Source organism: Pseudomonas lactis, from assembly GCF_001439845.1.
Classification (GTDB): domain Bacteria; phylum Pseudomonadota; class Gammaproteobacteria; order Pseudomonadales; family Pseudomonadaceae; genus Aquipseudomonas; species Aquipseudomonas lactis.
In genome coordinates, this window is sequence record NZ_JYLO01000006.1 from 70,993 (window position 1) to 87,828 (window position 16,836).

General features: G+C 59.5%; 16 protein-coding genes. 8 read left to right on the forward strand and 8 right to left on the reverse strand.

Annotated features, from left to right (window positions below; all coding sequences use genetic code 11):
- Positions 1–119: 119 nt before the first annotated feature.
- Both TX24_RS11190 and TX24_RS11195 read left to right on the forward strand, forming a co-directional pair.
- Entirely contained in the window at positions 120–851 is a 732-nt protein-coding gene (locus TX24_RS11190) for a TetR/AcrR family transcriptional regulator (RefSeq protein WP_003192146.1), read from the forward strand.
- Positions 852–1,397: 546 nt separating this feature from the next.
- Positions 1,398–5,174, forward strand: coding sequence for an Ig-like domain-containing protein (locus tag TX24_RS11195; protein WP_244175855.1), 3,777 nt, complete (start codon positions 1,398–1,400; stop codon positions 5,172–5,174).
- 71 nt (positions 5,175–5,245) lie between these two features.
- Here the strand turns inward: TX24_RS11195 and TX24_RS11200 are convergent, their stop codons facing one another.
- Complete coding sequence (locus TX24_RS11200; protein ID WP_003192141.1) at positions 5,246–6,307, reverse strand: FUSC family protein; 1,062 nt, start codon at positions 6,305–6,307, stop codon at positions 5,246–5,248.
- Between the two features lie 163 nt (positions 6,308–6,470).
- Positions 6,471–8,087 carry an NADP-dependent glyceraldehyde-3-phosphate dehydrogenase gene (locus tag TX24_RS11205; protein ID WP_057710350.1) on the reverse strand — a complete coding sequence of 539 codons (1,617 nt, stop codon included), beginning with the start codon at positions 8,085–8,087 and terminating at the stop codon, positions 6,471–6,473.
- A gap of 138 nt (positions 8,088–8,225) precedes the next feature.
- Here TX24_RS11205 and TX24_RS11210 point away from each other — a divergent pair, with 138 nt between their 5' ends.
- The gene (locus tag TX24_RS11210) at positions 8,226–9,101 is read left to right on the forward strand and encodes a Dyp-type peroxidase (protein ID WP_034133814.1); all 876 of its coding nucleotides are present in this window, start codon (positions 8,226–8,228) and stop codon (positions 9,099–9,101) included.
- A gap of 121 nt (positions 9,102–9,222) precedes the next feature.
- Here TX24_RS11210 and TX24_RS11215 read toward each other — a convergent pair whose 3' ends face one another.
- Complete coding sequence (locus TX24_RS11215) at positions 9,223–9,957, reverse strand: carbonic anhydrase (protein ID WP_057710351.1); 735 nt, start codon at positions 9,955–9,957, stop codon at positions 9,223–9,225.
- Between the two features lie 188 nt (positions 9,958–10,145).
- On the opposite strand from TX24_RS11215, the gene TX24_RS11220 reads away from it, so the two are divergent.
- The gene (locus tag TX24_RS11220; protein ID WP_057710352.1) at positions 10,146–11,294 is read left to right on the forward strand and encodes an MFS transporter; all 1,149 of its coding nucleotides are present in this window, start codon (positions 10,146–10,148) and stop codon (positions 11,292–11,294) included.
- Here the strand turns inward: TX24_RS11220 and TX24_RS11225 are convergent.
- On the reverse strand, positions 11,291–11,812 hold the full coding sequence (locus TX24_RS11225) for a DUF3087 family protein (protein WP_057710353.1): 522 nt from the start codon (positions 11,810–11,812) through the stop codon (positions 11,291–11,293). The genes TX24_RS11220 and TX24_RS11225 overlap by 4 nt on opposite strands.
- Positions 11,813–11,926: 114 nt before the next feature.
- On the opposite strand from TX24_RS11225, the gene TX24_RS11230 reads away from it, so the two are divergent.
- Both TX24_RS11230 and TX24_RS11235 read left to right on the forward strand, forming a co-directional pair.
- A complete protein-coding gene (locus tag TX24_RS11230) occupies positions 11,927–12,106 on the forward strand; it encodes a hypothetical protein (protein ID WP_003192131.1) in 180 nt (59 codons plus the stop codon).
- A gap of 12 nt (positions 12,107–12,118) precedes the next feature.
- A complete protein-coding gene (locus TX24_RS11235; protein ID WP_003192129.1) occupies positions 12,119–12,319 on the forward strand; it encodes a DUF6021 family protein in 201 nt (66 codons plus the stop codon).
- A gap of 30 nt (positions 12,320–12,349) precedes the next feature.
- On the opposite strand, the gene TX24_RS11240 is transcribed toward TX24_RS11235, so the two are convergent.
- Positions 12,350–12,586: a DUF6555 family protein gene (locus tag TX24_RS11240; RefSeq protein WP_003192128.1), complete on the reverse strand. Its 237-nt coding sequence runs from the start codon at positions 12,584–12,586 to the stop codon at positions 12,350–12,352.
- 120 nt (positions 12,587–12,706) lie between these two features.
- Between TX24_RS11240 and TX24_RS11245 the strand changes: the two genes are divergently transcribed.
- Together TX24_RS11245 and TX24_RS11250 are read left to right on the forward strand one after the other, a co-directional pair.
- A complete protein-coding gene (locus TX24_RS11245; protein ID WP_034133817.1) occupies positions 12,707–13,540 on the forward strand; it encodes an arylamine N-acetyltransferase family protein in 834 nt (277 codons plus the stop codon).
- Positions 13,541–13,665: 125 nt separating this feature from the next.
- Positions 13,666–14,418: an outer membrane beta-barrel protein gene (locus tag TX24_RS11250; RefSeq protein WP_003192126.1), complete on the forward strand. Its 753-nt coding sequence runs from the start codon at positions 13,666–13,668 to the stop codon at positions 14,416–14,418.
- A 62-nt stretch (positions 14,419–14,480) separates the two neighbouring features.
- Here the strand turns inward: TX24_RS11250 and TX24_RS11255 are convergent, their stop codons facing one another.
- The 3 genes from TX24_RS11255 to nuoN form a co-directional block, all read right to left on the reverse strand.
- A complete protein-coding gene (locus TX24_RS11255) occupies positions 14,481–14,795 on the reverse strand; it encodes a helix-turn-helix domain-containing protein (RefSeq protein ID WP_003192124.1) in 315 nt (104 codons plus the stop codon).
- Positions 14,785–15,135, reverse strand: coding sequence for a type II toxin-antitoxin system RelE/ParE family toxin (locus tag TX24_RS11260; protein ID WP_003192123.1), 351 nt, complete (start codon positions 15,133–15,135; stop codon positions 14,785–14,787). Before TX24_RS11260 ends, TX24_RS11255 begins: the two co-directional genes overlap by 11 nt.
- A 237-nt stretch (positions 15,136–15,372) precedes the next feature.
- Positions 15,373–16,836 (reverse strand): NADH-quinone oxidoreductase subunit NuoN, encoded by a 1,464-nt coding sequence (gene nuoN / locus TX24_RS11265; protein ID WP_003192122.1) that lies wholly within the window; start codon positions 16,834–16,836, stop codon positions 15,373–15,375.

Below are 16,836 nucleotides of genomic sequence, written 5' to 3' on the forward strand. Positions count from 1 at the left end.
AGCCCGGTAACACGGGCTTTACAACATATGGCGGAGTGTCACTACTTGCTTTCGACGGGCCGCCCCGGTATAAAAAATCAAATTATTTTTTAAAACAATATTTCCGCCGTGGAACCCATATGGTCGCGAAGAAACTCAGCGCTCCAAACGTTACCAAGACTCGACTGCTGGATGCGACAGAGGCTCTTTTCATCAAGTACGGCTATGACGCCGTGTTGCTACGGCAGATAACCGAGCGTGCCCAGGTCAACCTGGCGGCGGTGAACTACCACTTCGGGGACAAGGACTCCCTGATGAAAACCCTGCTGATGCAGCGCCTGGAGCCCCTCAACGAGCAGCGCCTGGAGTTGCTGGCGCGCTGTGAAGCCGAATCCGATGGCCCGCTCGATTGCGACACACTCCTGGGCGTGCTGTTTGCCCCAGCCATGGGCCTGGAGCGCAGCGACCCGGCCAGCGGGGAAGGGCGCTCGTTCATCCGCTTCCTGGGCCGGGTCTACAGCGACACCTCGCCGTTCATTCAGGAATACCTCAAGGTGCATTACCAGCCGGTGTTCCAGCGTTTCTTCGAAGCCTTCGCCCTGGCCCTGCCGGATTTGCCGCGCAATGAACTGGGCGTACGCCTGCAATTTGCCCTCAAGGCCATTTCCGGGGTCATGGCTGGCACCGAACTGCGCCTGCTGATGAACTCCATGAGCCTGGGCCGCCCGGCCACGGATGCCGAGGTAATGGCCAAGCTGATCACGCTGGTGTCGGCAGCGATTCGCGTGCCGCAGCAGAGTGCCGAGGCTGAAACGGCGCTGGCCAAGGTGCTGGAAACCCAGCGCGCCATTCGCGAACAGGCTGCACGCTGAAACCCATCCCCAAACCCATGTAGGAGCGAGCTTGCTTGCGAAAAACGCAATGACGCCGCGGTTAACCAGAATGCCCGCGTTATCGTTGATGTTCTTCGCGAGCAAGCTCGCTCCTACAGGGTGAGGCCGTTTCCTGACCAAAACCCAGGCAAAAAAAAGCCCGCTGGGGCGGCGGGCTTGATATGCAACGTTTGTAACGGATGAGGCTTCACACTACGGCTTGGCTTGTGAATAAATCGTGAAAAATATGTAAGAAGAAGTGTGAATGTGCGGGCATTGTATTAGGTGTACTTTCACTCGACCCAATGTACCGTTTGTCGTCACTGTCAATTCTCACAGCTAGACGCGGCTTCCCTTACCACTGTTTGATCTCCCTGGCCCCACGCATAATTCCCTGTGCGTGCCCTTCAGCCAGGAGAGCTCTTCATGTCTGATAACCCGTTTGATTCCGGCAGTGATCGCGCGCCCGCTGCCTCTGATGACACTTCCTTCCCCATAGCCTGTCTGCCCCACCAGAGAGAGTCTATTGTCCCTGGCCCACAGCGCGTGGAAAACCTGGACCCGCCTTATTCCGCGTATCCCTCTGTCCCTATTGCTGGGCATGTGCCCGGTGAGGTTGCGGTCTATGGCCTGGGCATCCGGCATGTGCGCCCTTACGCACTTATGTCATTTGAAAATTGGTCTGCGCAGGGTATTGATGACTACTTCGCTAGTTACTTCGGCCGTAGCGATGCCGACCTGGCTTTCCCGGTAGCTGACGACCTCGTTAGCGATACCACCCTGGTTCGCCAGAACCTGGCGATCCCCGAGGAGCGTATGCCCGAGGGCGAAGTGGTGACCTATGGCCGAGTACGCCGGGCAGGCAGCGGCAACGAAAGCACTTCCCCCAAGCAGATTATTCTGATCAAAACCACCCGGCCCGGTGGCACCGATACCGACCCGGGCAGCTCATGGCATACCGGGTTGGTCATGGAAGTCGAAGGGTTCCCCGAAGGCGAGACCCTGCGCTTGGAAAATATCGGCCTTGGCGTGTATTGCCTGATTTACTTGTACGAACACATTCGCAAGAACGATGTGATCGAACTGTCCTGGGATGGCATTTTTGTACTGCATACCGTCACTTCCGATGAAGCGGGCGGAGCGGGGCCGATCCGCGTATTTGTGGATAAGTCCATCATTGCGCAGGGCGGACAACGGGGCACATTGACCCTGCGTTTTCGGGTGCGAGATGTGGTGGAGAACTTCTCCGGCGAAAAATATCAGTATTCCAAACCCTATTTCCTCAACGCCGAACTGGACCCCAGCCTGTTGAACGCACCGATTTTCCTGGTGGATGACCAAGAGCTTGAATCCCGACAGATCGACTTCGACACCCAGAGCGGCTCGACCTTCGAACTCGTCGTCCTGACAGACCGGCAGTTTCCAGCGCCTAACCCCAGGTATGAGATCACCGTTTCCTTGCTTTGCACCCGAGACGACGGCACCAGCGAGACTATCCTGTTGGGACCTGTGCCTGATTTGAACCGAGGGTTTACCTATATTCCTATTGATAACGACATCATTGCGCAGCTGGTTGGGGGCTCACTTAGGGTGTCATTTTTCTGGAAAACCGATGCGCCGCTACCGCGCGAGTCCGGCAGCCTCACGATTACCGTGGTTGGCACCAAGGTTTCAATGCCCGCGCCTAGCGTCAGCCCTATCGAACTGGGGTTGATTCCGGCAGGTGAGGACATCACCGTCACCATACCTGCCTACGAGCCGCACAGCCCCGGCTGGCTGGAAACGCTGTACATCACCCATGTACCGCCGGGTGGAGGTAGCGCGATTATTTTTAGCCGAGAGCAGTTGGCCGGTTCTCAAGGCGGCACCTACACCGTCACCGCAGCCGAGTTGGAGCAATTCAATGGGCGGGGTGAAATCCACATTTATTACACCACCAATGATGGCGCCGCCCATATTTTGGGAGGCGGCGCCTTGGCGATTCGTCAATCGGCGATGCTCGGGGCGCAAGTCGGTGAGCGCATTGCAGACATGCCGGCGCCGCGCTTGCAGGGCGCTATTGGTAACAACGTGGACCCGGCTGACGTGCCTGGTAGTGATGTGCTGGTCACCTTTACCTACTTGGGAACACAAAACGGCGACAAGCTTCACTGGTCGTGCATTGGTTCAGGCCTTGGCGGCTCCGCCAGTGGCACTATCGAGATTAACGGCGCAACCGCCGGCAAGGAGTTGCACTATCCGGTCACCCGCGACATTCTCGATAAAAACCTCAACGGCAGCCTGCGTATCTCCTACAGCCTGGAGCGTGAGGGACCGCCGAAAGTGGTGTTGCGTTCAGAAGTACTGATGCTCACCGTGGGCAAAGGTGTGGAGTTGGACCGGCCGATCATCGAGGGCGCCTCCACCGCTCCCGATGAACTCAACCCGTTGGCGGCAATAAGCGGCACCCGGGTAATCGTGAAATTCCGGCCGATGCTGGACGGTGACCTTATTACGGTGGATTGGATCACCGCTGATCATCACGGCAGCTTCGCAGATAATGTTGCTGGTAACCCAACTACCCATGAAGCCAGCGTGTGGGTCGACGCTCGCACCATCGCCCGTGGGATTCGTGAGGGTGGCAACACCATCAATGTGCAATATCACTTCCATCGCGGCACGTTCCCGTACGAGTCCGTGATCGTGCCCCTGCGGCTATTGCCGTTGGCCGGGTTGCCGACGCCGACTATCGAAGGCATCAGTGGGCCGGTTCTGGACTTGTCACAACTGAGCCCAACCGCGCGGACCTACATTCCGGTGTGGAGCTTCATCCATGCCGAGCAATTGATGTGGATGACGTACGAAAGCGAAGGCGTTGTGTTTGAAGACACTTACACCGCCAATGAAGTAACGAACGACGGCGTGTTGAATGGGATCAGCCCGCCCACGCCTGTGGACAAGATCAAGCTGCTGGAGGACGGCGTGGATTTGACGATCAAGTTCTGGGTCAGCCTGGCGGAACGCCCTGACAAGAACACTGCCGTGCTGTTCGGTGTGCGCCATTACACCATCCAGGCCTTGCCGGGAGTATTGCCTCATCCGTTTATCAATGGCACCACCGATACCGGAGCAAGTGTGACGGTGGACCCGCTGCCGATTGAACACAATACGACGGTGACCGTCCGCTACACCGGTATGAGTGGTCAAGACCGCATAACGCTTGAATGGATTTTGGCCGACGGCACTCATCATACGGCGGTAGAGAACGGACTGGATGGAGGCACGGTGGTATTCAACCTGACCGCGGATAAAGTCTTGCACCGTAGTGTGAACAGTACGGTGTGCTTGAAGTATTCGGTGGTACGTACGGGTGTGGCGGACCCGATTCCGTCGAATGTGCAGACGGTGACGGTCACTACCATTCCTGCTGCCAGTTTGCCACAGCCACGGATCAATAATATTGCACCCGGTGGCGTTCTGAACTTGAACAGCTTCACAGGCAATGCCTCTGCATCAGTCGCCAAGTGGTCTTTGAGCTCAGTGGGCAATCGTGTGTGGCTCACCTGCAGCAGTTCGGGAGTGGCACCGCTTCATGTACTCACGGCTAACGGCGCGTTGATCACTTCAACAGAGGCTGCCAATGGCCTCGTGAACAAAGCCGTATTACGCAGTTGGCTGGAGTCATTACCCAACAACAGGCAGATAACGATAACCTGTGAAGTGGAGTTTGGCGGTAATACGGATAAAGCGCGTGCTGTCGTATTCCCTACCACATCATATACCGCCGCCTATCCGGCCTTGTCTATCAGTACAGCCACGATGACGTTAAATGGAACCGCTTATATCATGGCCGGCTGGGTAAAGAGAGCAGAGTACGCCGGCAATACGCAGACCCGGGCTGCAACCGGTGGGCGACCTCCTTATACCTACACCTCCCAAAACCCGTCCGTGGCGACGGTCACATCTACAGGGTTTGTGTCAGGGATGCGTAATGGCAGTACTAACATTGTTGTCACTGACAGGGCGAATAACCAAGTGTCCTATACCGTTAGCGTCAGTAACGTATGGCAAGTACGTGAAGACCGCCGCGGTATGGATTGGGGCACCGCAGTCAATTGGAGAAAGTCCCTGCCAGGCGCTATTGGTCATTACGGCGATGCTATTCGCTTCATGGGCAACGCTTATGGTTGGCCATTGCCGGTACCTTATGACTCTTGGTACTGGGTATGTACAGAGCCTCAATGCGACGCCTTGACCGGAGTACTCTGGGACTCCATCGACCCAGAAGTAGTCTGGTGTAATCGAAAGCAGGCGGTTGGATGGGCCTGGTGCTTGCAACCTTAAATATAAGGGCACTGTAAAAAAGGCGAAGCAGGTTCATGGGGTTGTATAGGACCTGCTTCTCTGGCCTGTTACTAAATTTTCCAATGTAACGAGCTTTTCAAAAGCCGCTCGCGCATCCCGTCGACATTCGCGGTCAGTTGCAGCGTCAACAGTCGGTAGCCGTCCAGCCCGTTGTGCACCGGGACCTCCAGCAACGTGACGTTCGTCGCGACACTGCCAGGGCGCTCCAACCGCTCCGTCACCCCCGACTTCAACGCCCGCGCCATCCCCACCAACTGCACCCGAATCTGCCGATGCTCGGCCTTCAACATCACCCGCATCCTTGCCGTGGCCTGCTCATCACGCGGGTCCGGCCGGGTATTGCCCAGAATCTCCAAAGTGCTGATGCACATGCGCAGGTGCCGCTGGATCGCATCCAGTTCAGTCATGGAAATCCGCACTTCCTTGGACACCGACGGCATCAACGAGCGCAGTTGCACCATCGCCCCGTTCAAACGGTTGAGCAGCTTGAGGTGTTCATCGTTGGTTACCGATTGGCCATTGGTGATCCGGCTATAAATCTGCGCGCAGTCCCGCAGGGCGCTGGCCAGGTTGTAGCGCCACGAATACACGGCGTACAACGGCAAGGCGAAGGAAAACGCCAGGGCCAGCACGATGCCGATCAGGATATCGACGGTGCGCCACAGGCCATCGGAGATTGGGTTGTCGCCATGGCCGGCGACGATAAATACCGTAATCGCCGACAGCAGCGCGATGTAACCGCCCTTACCGATGGCGTGATAGGAAAAGAACCCGCACACCACCGACATCAGCAGGTAGGTGAGCAACGGCAGGCCGAAGTAAGCCTGTTGCACCACCAGCAGCAAGCCGACGCTGGCGCCGATCAAGGTGCCGTAGGCGCGCTCGACGGCTTTCTTGCCGATGTTGCCGTGGTGCTGCAGCCCGCCGATGACAATCAGCATGGTCACCGACGCCCATTCACCGTGCGGCAGGTTGAGGCCGGTGGTCAGCAGGATGGTTGCCAGCAAACCCACGGACACGCGCGCGGCGTGGATCAGCTTGGCATGGCGAAAGCGGCGGTAGGGGTCGAGCAAGGGGCGCAGCAGGCGCCGGGCAAAGAAGGGCAGGTTCATCAGTATTAAAGTGGCCTCGATTATCTGAGTATGCGCGATCAAATGTGGGAGCTGGCTTGCCTGCGATAGCATCACCGCGACCTGACTGAAAGACCGAGGTGCCAGCATCGCAGGCAAGCCAGCTGCCACACTGACCTGTCTGCACATTGAAACGGGGTTGATCTTAGAAGATGTAGTCGGTGGTCAGGAAACTCGAGTCTCGATTGCGCAAAATGTCGCTGACCAACGCCTTGTTACTTTCCTGGAACTTGGTCGCCACCAAGGTGCGGATCGAGAACACACGCAAGGCGTCATGCACCGACAACGTGCCCTCGGCCGAGTTCTTGCGCCCGTTGAACGGAAAGGTATCCGGCCCGCGCTGGCATTGGGCATTGATATTGATGCGGCCCACCTGGTTGGCGAAGGTGTCCACCAGGCGTCCGACTTCCACGGGGTCGGTGCCGAAGAGGCTCAGCTGCTGGCCGAAATCCGAGTCCAGCACGTAGTCGATCACGGTTTCTAGGTCACGGTAGGGCACGATCGGCACCACCGGGCCGAATTGCTCTTCGTGGTAGACACGCATCTGCGGGTTCACCGGGTACAGCACCGCCGGGTAGAAGAACGAGCCACGGCTGCTGCCACCCTCGGCATTCATCACCTTGGCGCCATGGCGCGCCGCATCGGCCACCAGTTCGTTGAGGTAATCGACCTTGCCCACCTCCGGCAGTGGCGTCAGCGCCACGCCGTCTTCCCAGGGCATGCCGGGCTTGAGCGTCGCCAGCTTGGCGTTGAACTTCTCGATAAAGCGCTCGACCACGTCTTCATGCACGAACAGGATTTTCAACGCGGTGCAACGCTGGCCGTTGAACGACAGCGAACCGGTAACGGCTTCGTTCACCGCATTGTCCAGGTCTACTTCGGGCAGCACGATCCCTGGGTTTTTGGCATCCAGGCCCAGCGCAGCGCGCAAACGGTGCGGCTTGGGGTGCAGCTTTTTCAAATCACTGGCGGCCTTGTTGGTGCCGATAAACGCAAAGATGTCGATCTTGCCGCTGGCCATCAGCGCGCTCACGGTCTCGCGGCCGCTGCCGTAGATCACGTTGATCACCCCGGCCGGGAAGCTGTCGCGGAACGCCTCCAGCAACGGGCGGATCAACAGCACACCGAGCTTGGCCGGCTTGAACACCACGGTATTGCCCATGATCAAGGCCGGGATCAGCGTGGTGAAGGTCTCGTTCAAGGGGTAGTTGTAAGGCCCCATGCACAGCGCCACGCCCAGGGGCACGCGGCGGATCTGGCCGAGGGTGTCCTGCTCCAGCTCAAAGCGACTGCTGCGCCGGTCGAGTTCCTTGAGGGCATTGATGGTGTCGGTGATGTAGTCGCAGGTGCGGTCGAATTCTTTCTGCGAGTCCTTGAGGTTTTTGCCGATCTCCCACATCAGCAGCTTGACCACCGCATCACGCTGTTCGCGCATGCGCCGCAGGAACGCCTCGACGTGCTGGATACGCTCAACCACTCGCATCGTCGGCCATACACCCTGGCCACGGTCGTAGGCGCGCACGGCAGCATCCAGGGCGGTGAGGGCGGTGTCGGCATCCAGCAACGGCGTGCTGCCGATGTGCACGCGCTCATCACCCAGTTGCACGGGGCTTTGCACGCGGGCGAGCGGGCCGTTCCACTCCTGCAACTGGCCATCGACCAGGTATTCACGTTGCTCAATGGGCGCTGCCAGGCGAAATTGCTCGGGAATCTGCGCGGTGGAGGTGGGAAACAGCTGGGCGAGCAGGTTGCTGGTGGTCATGTCGCTACCCCTGGAATAGTTGCAAAACATGACTAGAGAGTCACCCAACACGCGGCTCTAACGCAAGGCTTGCGCGCATTCTTGTTCGCAGCGCGGTGTACGCCGGGTAAACTGCGCGGCTTTTCAGAAGGAGTTCACATGAGTCAGTACCAGCCGGGCATTCTTGCCGCACCGGTGCCTTTGCAGGCCCGCCATCTGTTTTTTGCCCTCGACTCGCTGCAAGCCGTGCCCGCTGCGCTGGACGCACTGGTGCAGTTGACGGATGCGGCGGCCGTGGTGGGGTTCGGTGAGCCGCTGGTAACGGCGCTGGGTGTCCAGATCCCAGGGCTGCGCTCATTCCCGGCCGTCAGCGGCCCTGGCGCCCACAACCCGTCGACTCAACAGGCGCTGTGGGTATGGCTGCATGGGGTGGATCGCGGTGAGTTGCTGCTGCGCAGCCGGACCGTGGAAAAAGCCCTGGCCCCGGCGTTTCGCCTGGTGCAGTCGACAGAAGGCTTCCGCTACAAGACCGGCTTTGACCTGACCGACTACGAAGACGGCACCGAAAACCCTCACGACGATGCCGCCGTGGAAGCCGCGCTGACCGACAGCGGCGCCAGCTTCGCTGCTATCCAGCAATGGCAGCACGACCTTGACGGTTTCGCCGCGTTGCCTGCCCAGGAGCGTGACCACATCATTGGCCGCCGTCATGGCGATAACGAAGAACTCGACGATGCCCCCGAGTCGGCCCACACCAAGCGCACCGCCCAGGAAAGCTTCACACCGGAAGCCTTCGTGGTGCGCCGCTCCATGCCCTGGGCCGAAAATGGCCAGGCGGGGCTGATGTTCCTCGCGTTTGGTCATTCTTTCGATGCGTTCGAAGCGCAGTTGCGACGCATGAGTGGGTTGGAAGATGGGATTGTCGATGGCCTGTATCGCATCAGCAAGCCGTTGACGGGGGGTTATTACTGGTGCCCGCCGCTGAAGGACGGGCGCCTGGATCTGGGCGTGGTTTTTGAGTCGCCGCTTCCTTGAGCGATCATTGCCCCCTGTAGGAGCGAGCTTGCTCGCGAAAAGCGTCAACGATAACGCGCGCCGCCTGAATCAACGCGGCGCCTTCGAGTTTTTCGCGAGCAAGCTCGCTCCTACGCAAAGCCTAACCGAGCATTTTTACTTTGCCGCTGTGCAGCTTGTATACGCCGCCGACAATCAGCAGTTTTCCCGCCGCGACCGCATCAGCCAACAGGCTTGATTCAGCCGTGAGCCGCGCCATGGTGTCGGTGACATTTTGTGCAATGGCGTTTTCCAGCAAATCGCCGGGCGCTTTCAATACCTTGTTCACCGAGGGTTTGAAAGTATCGGCCAAGCCCTGGATCTTGCCCGGGAAGCGGGCGTTATCCTTGACGGCCTTGACCCCCGCCGCGACTGCGCCACACATGTCGTGCCCCAATACCATGATCAGGGGCGTGCCCAATACCGCCACCGCGTATTCAAGGCTGGCGAGCCCGTTATCGGTGGCGAAATTGCCCGCGACCCGTACCGCGAAGAGGTCGCCGCGGGCGGTGTCGAAAGCGTACTCGGGAGCGATCCGCGAATCGGCACAACTTAACACCGCGACGAACGGATTTTGCCCACCCACCAACACTTCACGCTCGCTCATAAAGTCATGACGCTTGGTCACCCCGTCGGCGTAACGCTGGTTGCCTTCCATCAGCCGCTGCAAGGCAAGTTGGGGGCTGAGGTCGTTGGCGGGCTTGGGCAGCGCTGGCGCCGCCGATGTTGCGTTCGCGAGGGAGGGCAGCGCCCCGCTCAGTAGCGTTGCGCTTGTACTGACGGCAGCCAGGCGTAGGAAGTTTCGACGGTCTTTGAGGTGAACAGGGCGGTTGCACATCGGGAAGGTTCTCAGACGGGTTGAGGGCACTAGGGTGGGAACGATCAGCCGAAAGAGATGTAAGAAATATCTGATTTTGCTTGTGTCTAGCAGCGGGGGCGCCTTCTAAGCACAAGACTCAGCCCTTGTAAAAAAGGCCAGGGGAGGGCTAGTGTGGCGGCCTGAATATTTCTGAATGTTTCAGTTTTATGTCCAGCCTTGCCCAACGCACCGCCAATACCACCTCGCGCCGCGCGGCACTGACCCTCGGGTTTTGCCTGCCCAGTGATGTGCTGCTGTACCTGTTGCTGCCCATGGAGTCCGAGGCGTTCGGCATCACGCTGGCCCAGGCTGGGGTGTTGTTGGCGGCTAACCGTCTGGTACGGATCTTTGGTTATCGGCATGTACTGAATTTTTATGCACGTAACGGCGACCGCCTGACCTGCATGCTCGCCGCCGGCGCGGCAGCACTGTGCGCATTGGGTAATTCGGTGCTGTCGGGCTTCGCTGCGCTGTTGGTCTTGCGGCTGGTGTGGGGCCTGTGTTTTGCCGCGTTGAACCTGTCGACCCAGGTACTGGCGACGTCTGAACCTGAAGGGGCGGCGCGCAGGGCGGGGCGCTCACGGGCATTGATTGCCTTCGGGCCGATGCTGGCCCTGCCTCTGGGCGGGTTGCTGACGTTATGGGCCGGGCCGCGCCCGATCTTCCTGATTCTCGCCGTCTGTTGCCTGGCAGGGTTGTGGATCGCTCGCGGCCTGCCCACCTCCGGTCATGACTTGCACAGCACTCCGGGGCGCCGCTTCAGGTGGCCTGACAGCGTTGCGCTGTGGTCGTTTATCGAAGGTGTCGCGCTGGACGGCTTGTTTATCTTTGGCCTGTCGATCCAGGCGCAGAAGATCATGGGCGGGGATGCGGTACTGATCGCCGGCGGCTTGATGGGCCTGCGCTACCTGTCGGAATTGCTCCTGAGCCCGTTGGGCGGGCGTGCGGCCCAGCGTTTCGGTGCCACGTCGATGCTGTTGCTGTTTTCGTTCTTGAGCGCCCTGGCCCTGGCTGCGTTCGGCAGCCATTGGGTGATCGTCGGCGCGGCGGCGGTGCTGGTGCTGCGTGCGTTGCAATTGCCCCTGGTGACTACCCTGGTGGCCGAGCGCAACCCCGGCGCCATGCGCGTGTCTGCATTGGCGTCCAACGCCGTATGGCGCGATATCGGCGCCGGCCTCGGGCCGCTGCTGGCGGGCCTGTTGCTACCTGTGGCCTCGGCGCCCTGGGTGTTTGGCCTGGCGGGTGCGGCGATTGCCCTGAGTGCAGTGTTTTGCTGGCGGGCCAAATGGCCCACTGACGTGTCCCTGCGGAGCTAAGCGCTTTTCAGGCTGTCCAGCCAGGCAGGATCAAGCCGGGTTTGCTCGGTAGCGATCCCCAGGGCCTGCATCTTCGCCTTGTGGGCCTCGATCTCGCCCACCATTTGCGCCTGGGCGCTGGAGTTGGCGTCCAGTTCGTGCATCTGAATCAGCCCCAGATGATAGAAACGCAACAGCTTGATGGCTGACGGGTCGTTGGCCTGTACCCGTTCGCTGACCTTGTGCATCACATTGGTCACGCTCATCAGGCTGCGTTTGAGCTGCCAGCCATACACCGCCGACGTCATCCAGGGTTGGGTCCAGAACGGGCCACGTACCAGCGCGACGGTGATCAACACCCCGGCAAAGACGCCGCCGACGTTGAAGCGAAAATTATCACCGCCAGGCTCACCGAACAGCATCACTGCCAGGCTCGATAACAGCATGGCCAAGGCCAGGAACAGCACGGCAATGACCAGTGTGCTGCGACGGGTCTGTTGGCGATAGGTGGCGGGGTCGCAGGGTTTGAGCTCGAACATCCGGGGCAGGTCTCCAGAAAGAGCGGTCATCTTCTCATGCTTGGCGCAATGAAGTTGAACGATGGCGGCGGGCGATTTCTCTAAAACGGTGAACCCTTCATGAGGTCAGCCGTCATGCCCGACTATAAACAGCCACCGCCTGGTACACCCGACCCGCACCGCACCCCCGGTGAAGAGGAGCGCGACAACGATGCGTTGCGCCCCAATGATCCGAAAGAACGAGGCCCGGACGACGATGTGCAGCGCGCCGAAGAAGACCTGGAAAACCTCCACGACAAAGCCCGTCCGCTTTAACAGGAGAACCTGATGAACAAGCGTACCGATGGCCCCCATTCCAACGAACACGCCAGTGGCAAGGATGAACTGGGCTTCGACCCGGACTCGCCGGACCTGGCCGACCCGCAGGTCGACCCGATCGGCCCGGCAATTGCGCCGCTGGACAAAACGGACGAGGAGACAGCGAAAAAAAAGCCGCCCTACGATCCGTTGGGCGACTTGAAGCAGTGAACCGAGCCCCGCCTGTGTGCGGGGCTTTGTTTATCTGGGCGGGGACCAGCTGACGTCGCTGATGCCGTATTTTTCCGCCCAGGGCCGGGTGGTCTTTTTCACCTGCTCGTGACCCACGCGACCGATGCGGCTGACATGGGCAATGTCGGCATCAACGGCCGCCCAATGCCAGGCCTCGGCGTTGTTCATCACCTCGGCGCGCACCACGAAAGACTTGGGTTTACCGTGTAGCTGATAGTGGACGGTGTAGATTTTTGCGGTACTCATGTTGCCTCCCAATCTTGTTATAGATGGATAGGCTGGCGCTCCAAAAGGTTCATTCAAAATGACAACGCACACAGAGGCGCGGCATAGTGACGCTCTTGCCCTGCGCCCAAGGATCGCGCCATGCACACACTCGCCGATAGCCGCCTGTACCTGCAACGCCTGGGCTATGCCTCGCCACCGCCGCCCACCCTGCAAACCCTGCGGGACCTGCAACTGCGCCATGTGTGCACCTTCGCCTTTGAAAGCCTGTCGACCCTGATGCATGCACCGGTGCCGATCGACCTGCCCAGCGTCGAGCGTAAGGTGCTGCATGAGGGGCGTGGCGGCTATTGCTATGAGCTGAACCAGCTGTTCCTGGCCCTATTGCAGGAGCTGGGCTTTGAAGCCCGTGGTATCACCGGGCGCGTTGTGATCGGCGGCCCACCGGACGCCCACACCGGGCGTACCCACCGCCTGAGCCTGGTGACCCTTGACGGCGTGCGCTATATCACCGACGTCGGCTTTGGCGGTATGGTGCCCAGCAGCCCGTTGCAACTGGACAGCGACGCGCCCCAGGTCACCGCTCATGAGTGCTTTCGTCTGACACACAACCAAGGCAGTTACACGCTATGGGGCCAGGTGGGTGAAGAATGGCGTGGCCTGTATGTGTTCGACCTGCAAACCCAGGCCGACATCGATTATGAAATCGGCAACTGGTACGTCTCCACGCACCCTGGCTCACCGTTCGTCGGGCAGTTGAAAGCCGCGCTGCTTGCGCCCGGTAAACGTCATACCTTGGCCAACGCCCGCTATGCCCTTCATTATCTGGATCGACCCAGCGAAAAGCGCACGCTCAAGAGTGCCGATGAGTTACTGGGACTGTTGCGCGACACCTTCGGCATTCGGCTGCCGGAGCAGCCTCAACTTCGCGAAGCCGTTGAACACCTGATTCGCATGAATCCTGAAGAGTCTTGAGTTAGAGCCTTCGCTGAATCGTTTTTCCTCCGTTTTGGTGCAAATCCGTTCGAACTTTTTGCAAAAGCCAAGGTTCGAACCGATTCCTGAATACTTTGCCCACCTTAAAATGGAGATGTAAAACGATGTCCAAACTATTCGGAAAATTCCTCAAGAACACCTCGTTGCTGGCCCTGGTGGCTGCGCCTGGCGTGGTGTTCGCAGCACCTTCCACTGACCCGATTTCCACGTTCGGGATCATGGGCAGCTACAACGACTTCAAACTTGAAGGCGGCAGCGAAAGCGACAAAGACCACATGCCCGAAGCCGGCCTGTTCTACAACTTCGGCAACAAGCTCACTGCCGAGTCGGGCTTTATCTACCAGGCCGGTATCGAAGCCAAGTACGGTGAAAAAAGCGATAACAAACTCAAGGAAGGCCAGGCCGACCTCGACCTCGGCTGGCGTGCCGCGCTGGATGCGCGCAATTTTGTCGACGTGATCGTGGGCGGTGGCTACAGCTGGACCCGCTACGAGCCGGACACCAATGGCTACGACATGAAGCTCACCAACAAATCGCCGTTTGCCAAGGCGGCGCTGGGCTACAACCACCAGTTCGATGACATGACCCTGCGCGTTGAAGCCGGCGCCCGTCACACCATCGACGGCCGCGCCAAGCTCAAGGTCGACGGCGTCGGCAGCGACACCGTAGACCTCAAGGACCGCACCAACCCTTACGCCGAAGTCAGCCTGCTGATGAACCAGAAGGGCGACCTGCCAGTGATGGCGGGCCTGTACTACACCCGCACCGAGTACAAGCTCGATAACGACTCCTATGTGGCCGACAACACCAAGCTCAAGCGTGATGAGTATGGTTTCAAGGTGGGTATCGCGTTCTAACGCTGTTTGCGCTGCAAAAACGCCCCGAATGCTCGGGGCGTTTTTTTTGCGGCTATTGCCGGTCAGCCCAATGCGGCAAGTTGCGCCACGGTTTCCGGAAAGCGCGCCACCAGTCGTATCAACGTGACAGCCTGCGCATTCGGCTTGGCCCGGCCTTGCTCCCAGTTCTCCAAGGTGCGGGTGTTGGTGCGCAGGTACATGGCGAATACCGAGCGGGACAGGTTGAGTTGCTGGCGTACGGCGATTACCTCGTCAGCGCTGAGTGGCGCCAGCTTGTTGAGGTGCGCTTTGTGGGTGCGCAGGGTAATTTTGCCCTGGCGTTCATCAGCCAAGGCGTCGAAGCCTTCGACCAGTTCGGAAAAGATTTCACGTTTCATGGTGTGTTCTCGCTTTGATTTCCCTGTCTAGCATGTGTTTAAGGGCTTTCTTGTGTTGGGGTGTCAGGTCGTTCTGTTCGTGTTTGCCGTACAAAGTGAATAACCAGAATTGCGTACCGCCTGACCACCAGTAGTAAATGACCCGCAGGCCACCGCGCTTGCCTTTGTTTCGTCGCTCATCGACGAAGCGAACCTTTCTCAACCCGCCCGTTCCTTCGATCACGTCTCCCGCTTCTGGGTTTTTCATCAACTCCTGCTGAAAACCGTGAAAAAGTTCATCGCTCAGATAGTCCCTGCGATGCCGTTCGAATGCCGGCAGTTCGATAAATAGAGCATCCATGTTCTGTACGTAGCCTGCGTATAGTTTGGTGGCCCACTCGCTTTGGGTCAAGCGCCCAAGCTGTGGGAACTTTCTTAAAACGCAGACACCTTAGGCCGCATCCAGCGGGGAAGATGCCGGATGAGGAGGCAGATTGAAGAGGAAATTTCAGCGAGTAGGGAAGGGAAAAAGCCAGGCTACAGAAATGCAAAACGGCGCCCAAAGGCGCCGTTATGTTTACTGCATTAATCTAAGCGATCAAACGCCCAGCACCGCGTGCTGCACTAGGGTGAGCAACGGTTGTGGGTACACGCCCAGGAAGAACGCGAGCAGGGCGATGGCCAGCAGCATGACGCCACCGGCTTTCTGTTCCCAATGCAGCTCGGCATCCACACGGCGCAGGTTTGGCTCGATCAGGTACAGGGTGACCATCACGCGCAGGTAGTAGAACACGCCGATGGCGCTGCCCAGTACCAGCGAGGCAACCAGCCACCATTCGTGGGCTTCGACACCGGTAGCGACGATGTAGAACTTGCCGATAAAGCCCGCCGTCAGCGGAATGCCGGCCAGGGACAGCATCATCACGGTGAGCACGGCGGTCAGGTACGGCCGGCGCCAGAACAGGCCGCGGTATTCGTACAGGGCGTCGGCGTCACGGCCTTTGTACGGCGACGACATCAAGGTGATGACGCCGAACGCACCCAGGCTTGTGATCACGTAGGTGACCAGGTACACGCCAATGGCTTCCACGGCCAGGCCTTTGCTCGCCACCAGGGCGATCAGCAGGTAGCCGAAGTGGGCGATGGACGAATAGCCCAGCAGACGCTTGAGGTTGTTCTGGGTCAGGGCCAGCAGGTTACCGAACAGGATCGACGCTATGGCGATCACGGTCAGCACGTTGCTCAGCACGCCGGTGTTGGCGGCGGGGGAGATCTGGAACAGACGCACCATCACCGCAAACACCGCCACTTTCGACGCAGTGGCCAGGAACGCCGCCACCGGCGCTGGGGCGCCTTCGTACACGTCCGGGGTCCACAGGTGGAACGGCACCAGCGACAGCTTGAACGCCAGGCCGATCAGCATCATCGCCAGGCCCAGTTGGGCAATCGGCGCCGGGCTGTTGGTGGCGGCCAGGGCGTGGCCGATACCGGTGAAGCTCAGGCTGCCAGCTTCGGCGTAGAGCAGGGCCATACCGAACAACAGGAACGCGGAACCGGCAGCCGACAGCACCATGTACTTGATGCCGGCTTCCAGGGAGCGCTTGTTGAAGAAGGCATAGGCCACCAGGCCGTAGGTCGGGATCGACAGCAGTTCCAGGCCGATGAACAGGCCCGCCAGGTGCTGAGCGCTGACCAGCACGATACCGCCGGCCGCAGCCAGCAGGATCAGCAGGTACAGCTCTTCCTTGTTGCCCGGGTAGCCGGTGCCGCCTTCGCCGAGGTAGGCGTGGGCGAGGGTGACGCAGGCCAGGGTCGCCACCAGGATCAGGGCGATGTACAGCAGTGCGAAGTCATCGACCATCATCAGTGGCGTGACCGCCAGTGGCGCGACCTTGAGGGCCGGAATGATCGACAGCAGGGCCAGGTTCAACCCGGCGCAAGACAGCAGGAACGTTTGCGAATGATTGCGGCGCCAGGCGATCGCCAGCATCACCACCACGATGGTGAGGCTGGTGATCAGCAGCGGCGCAAGCGCGATAAAGTGTTGGATCGTGAATTCCAT

What these genes read in the sequence shown, in the direction of transcription:
- TX24_RS11190 (WP_003192146.1), top strand. Translation starts at nt 120, where the DNA reads ATGGTCGCGAAGAAACTCAGCGCTCCAAACGTTACCAAGACTCGACTG.
- TX24_RS11200 (WP_003192141.1), bottom strand. Translation starts at nt 6,307, where the DNA reads ATGAACCTGCCCTTCTTTGCCCGGCGCCTGCTGCGCCCCTTGCTCGAC.
- TX24_RS11205 (WP_057710350.1), bottom strand. Translation starts at nt 8,087, where the DNA reads ATGACCACCAGCAACCTGCTCGCCCAGCTGTTTCCCACCTCCACCGCG.
- TX24_RS11210 (WP_034133814.1), top strand. Translation starts at nt 8,226, where the DNA reads ATGAGTCAGTACCAGCCGGGCATTCTTGCCGCACCGGTGCCTTTGCAG.
- TX24_RS11215 (WP_057710351.1), bottom strand. Translation starts at nt 9,957, where the DNA reads ATGTGCAACCGCCCTGTTCACCTCAAAGACCGTCGAAACTTCCTACGC.
- TX24_RS11220 (WP_057710352.1), top strand. Translation starts at nt 10,146, where the DNA reads ATGTCCAGCCTTGCCCAACGCACCGCCAATACCACCTCGCGCCGCGCG.
- TX24_RS11225 (WP_057710353.1), bottom strand. Translation starts at nt 11,812, where the DNA reads ATGTTCGAGCTCAAACCCTGCGACCCCGCCACCTATCGCCAACAGACC.
- TX24_RS11230 (WP_003192131.1), top strand. Translation starts at nt 11,927, where the DNA reads ATGCCCGACTATAAACAGCCACCGCCTGGTACACCCGACCCGCACCGC.
- TX24_RS11235 (WP_003192129.1), top strand. Translation starts at nt 12,119, where the DNA reads ATGAACAAGCGTACCGATGGCCCCCATTCCAACGAACACGCCAGTGGC.
- TX24_RS11240 (WP_003192128.1), bottom strand. Translation starts at nt 12,586, where the DNA reads ATGAGTACCGCAAAAATCTACACCGTCCACTATCAGCTACACGGTAAA.
- TX24_RS11245 (WP_034133817.1), top strand. Translation starts at nt 12,707, where the DNA reads ATGCACACACTCGCCGATAGCCGCCTGTACCTGCAACGCCTGGGCTAT.
- TX24_RS11250 (WP_003192126.1), top strand. Translation starts at nt 13,666, where the DNA reads ATGTCCAAACTATTCGGAAAATTCCTCAAGAACACCTCGTTGCTGGCC.
- TX24_RS11255 (WP_003192124.1), bottom strand. Translation starts at nt 14,795, where the DNA reads ATGAAACGTGAAATCTTTTCCGAACTGGTCGAAGGCTTCGACGCCTTG.
- TX24_RS11260 (WP_003192123.1), bottom strand. Translation starts at nt 15,135, where the DNA reads ATGGATGCTCTATTTATCGAACTGCCGGCATTCGAACGGCATCGCAGG.
- nuoN (WP_003192122.1), bottom strand. Translation starts at nt 16,836, where the DNA reads ATGGAATTCACGATCCAACACTTTATCGCGCTTGCGCCGCTGCTGATC.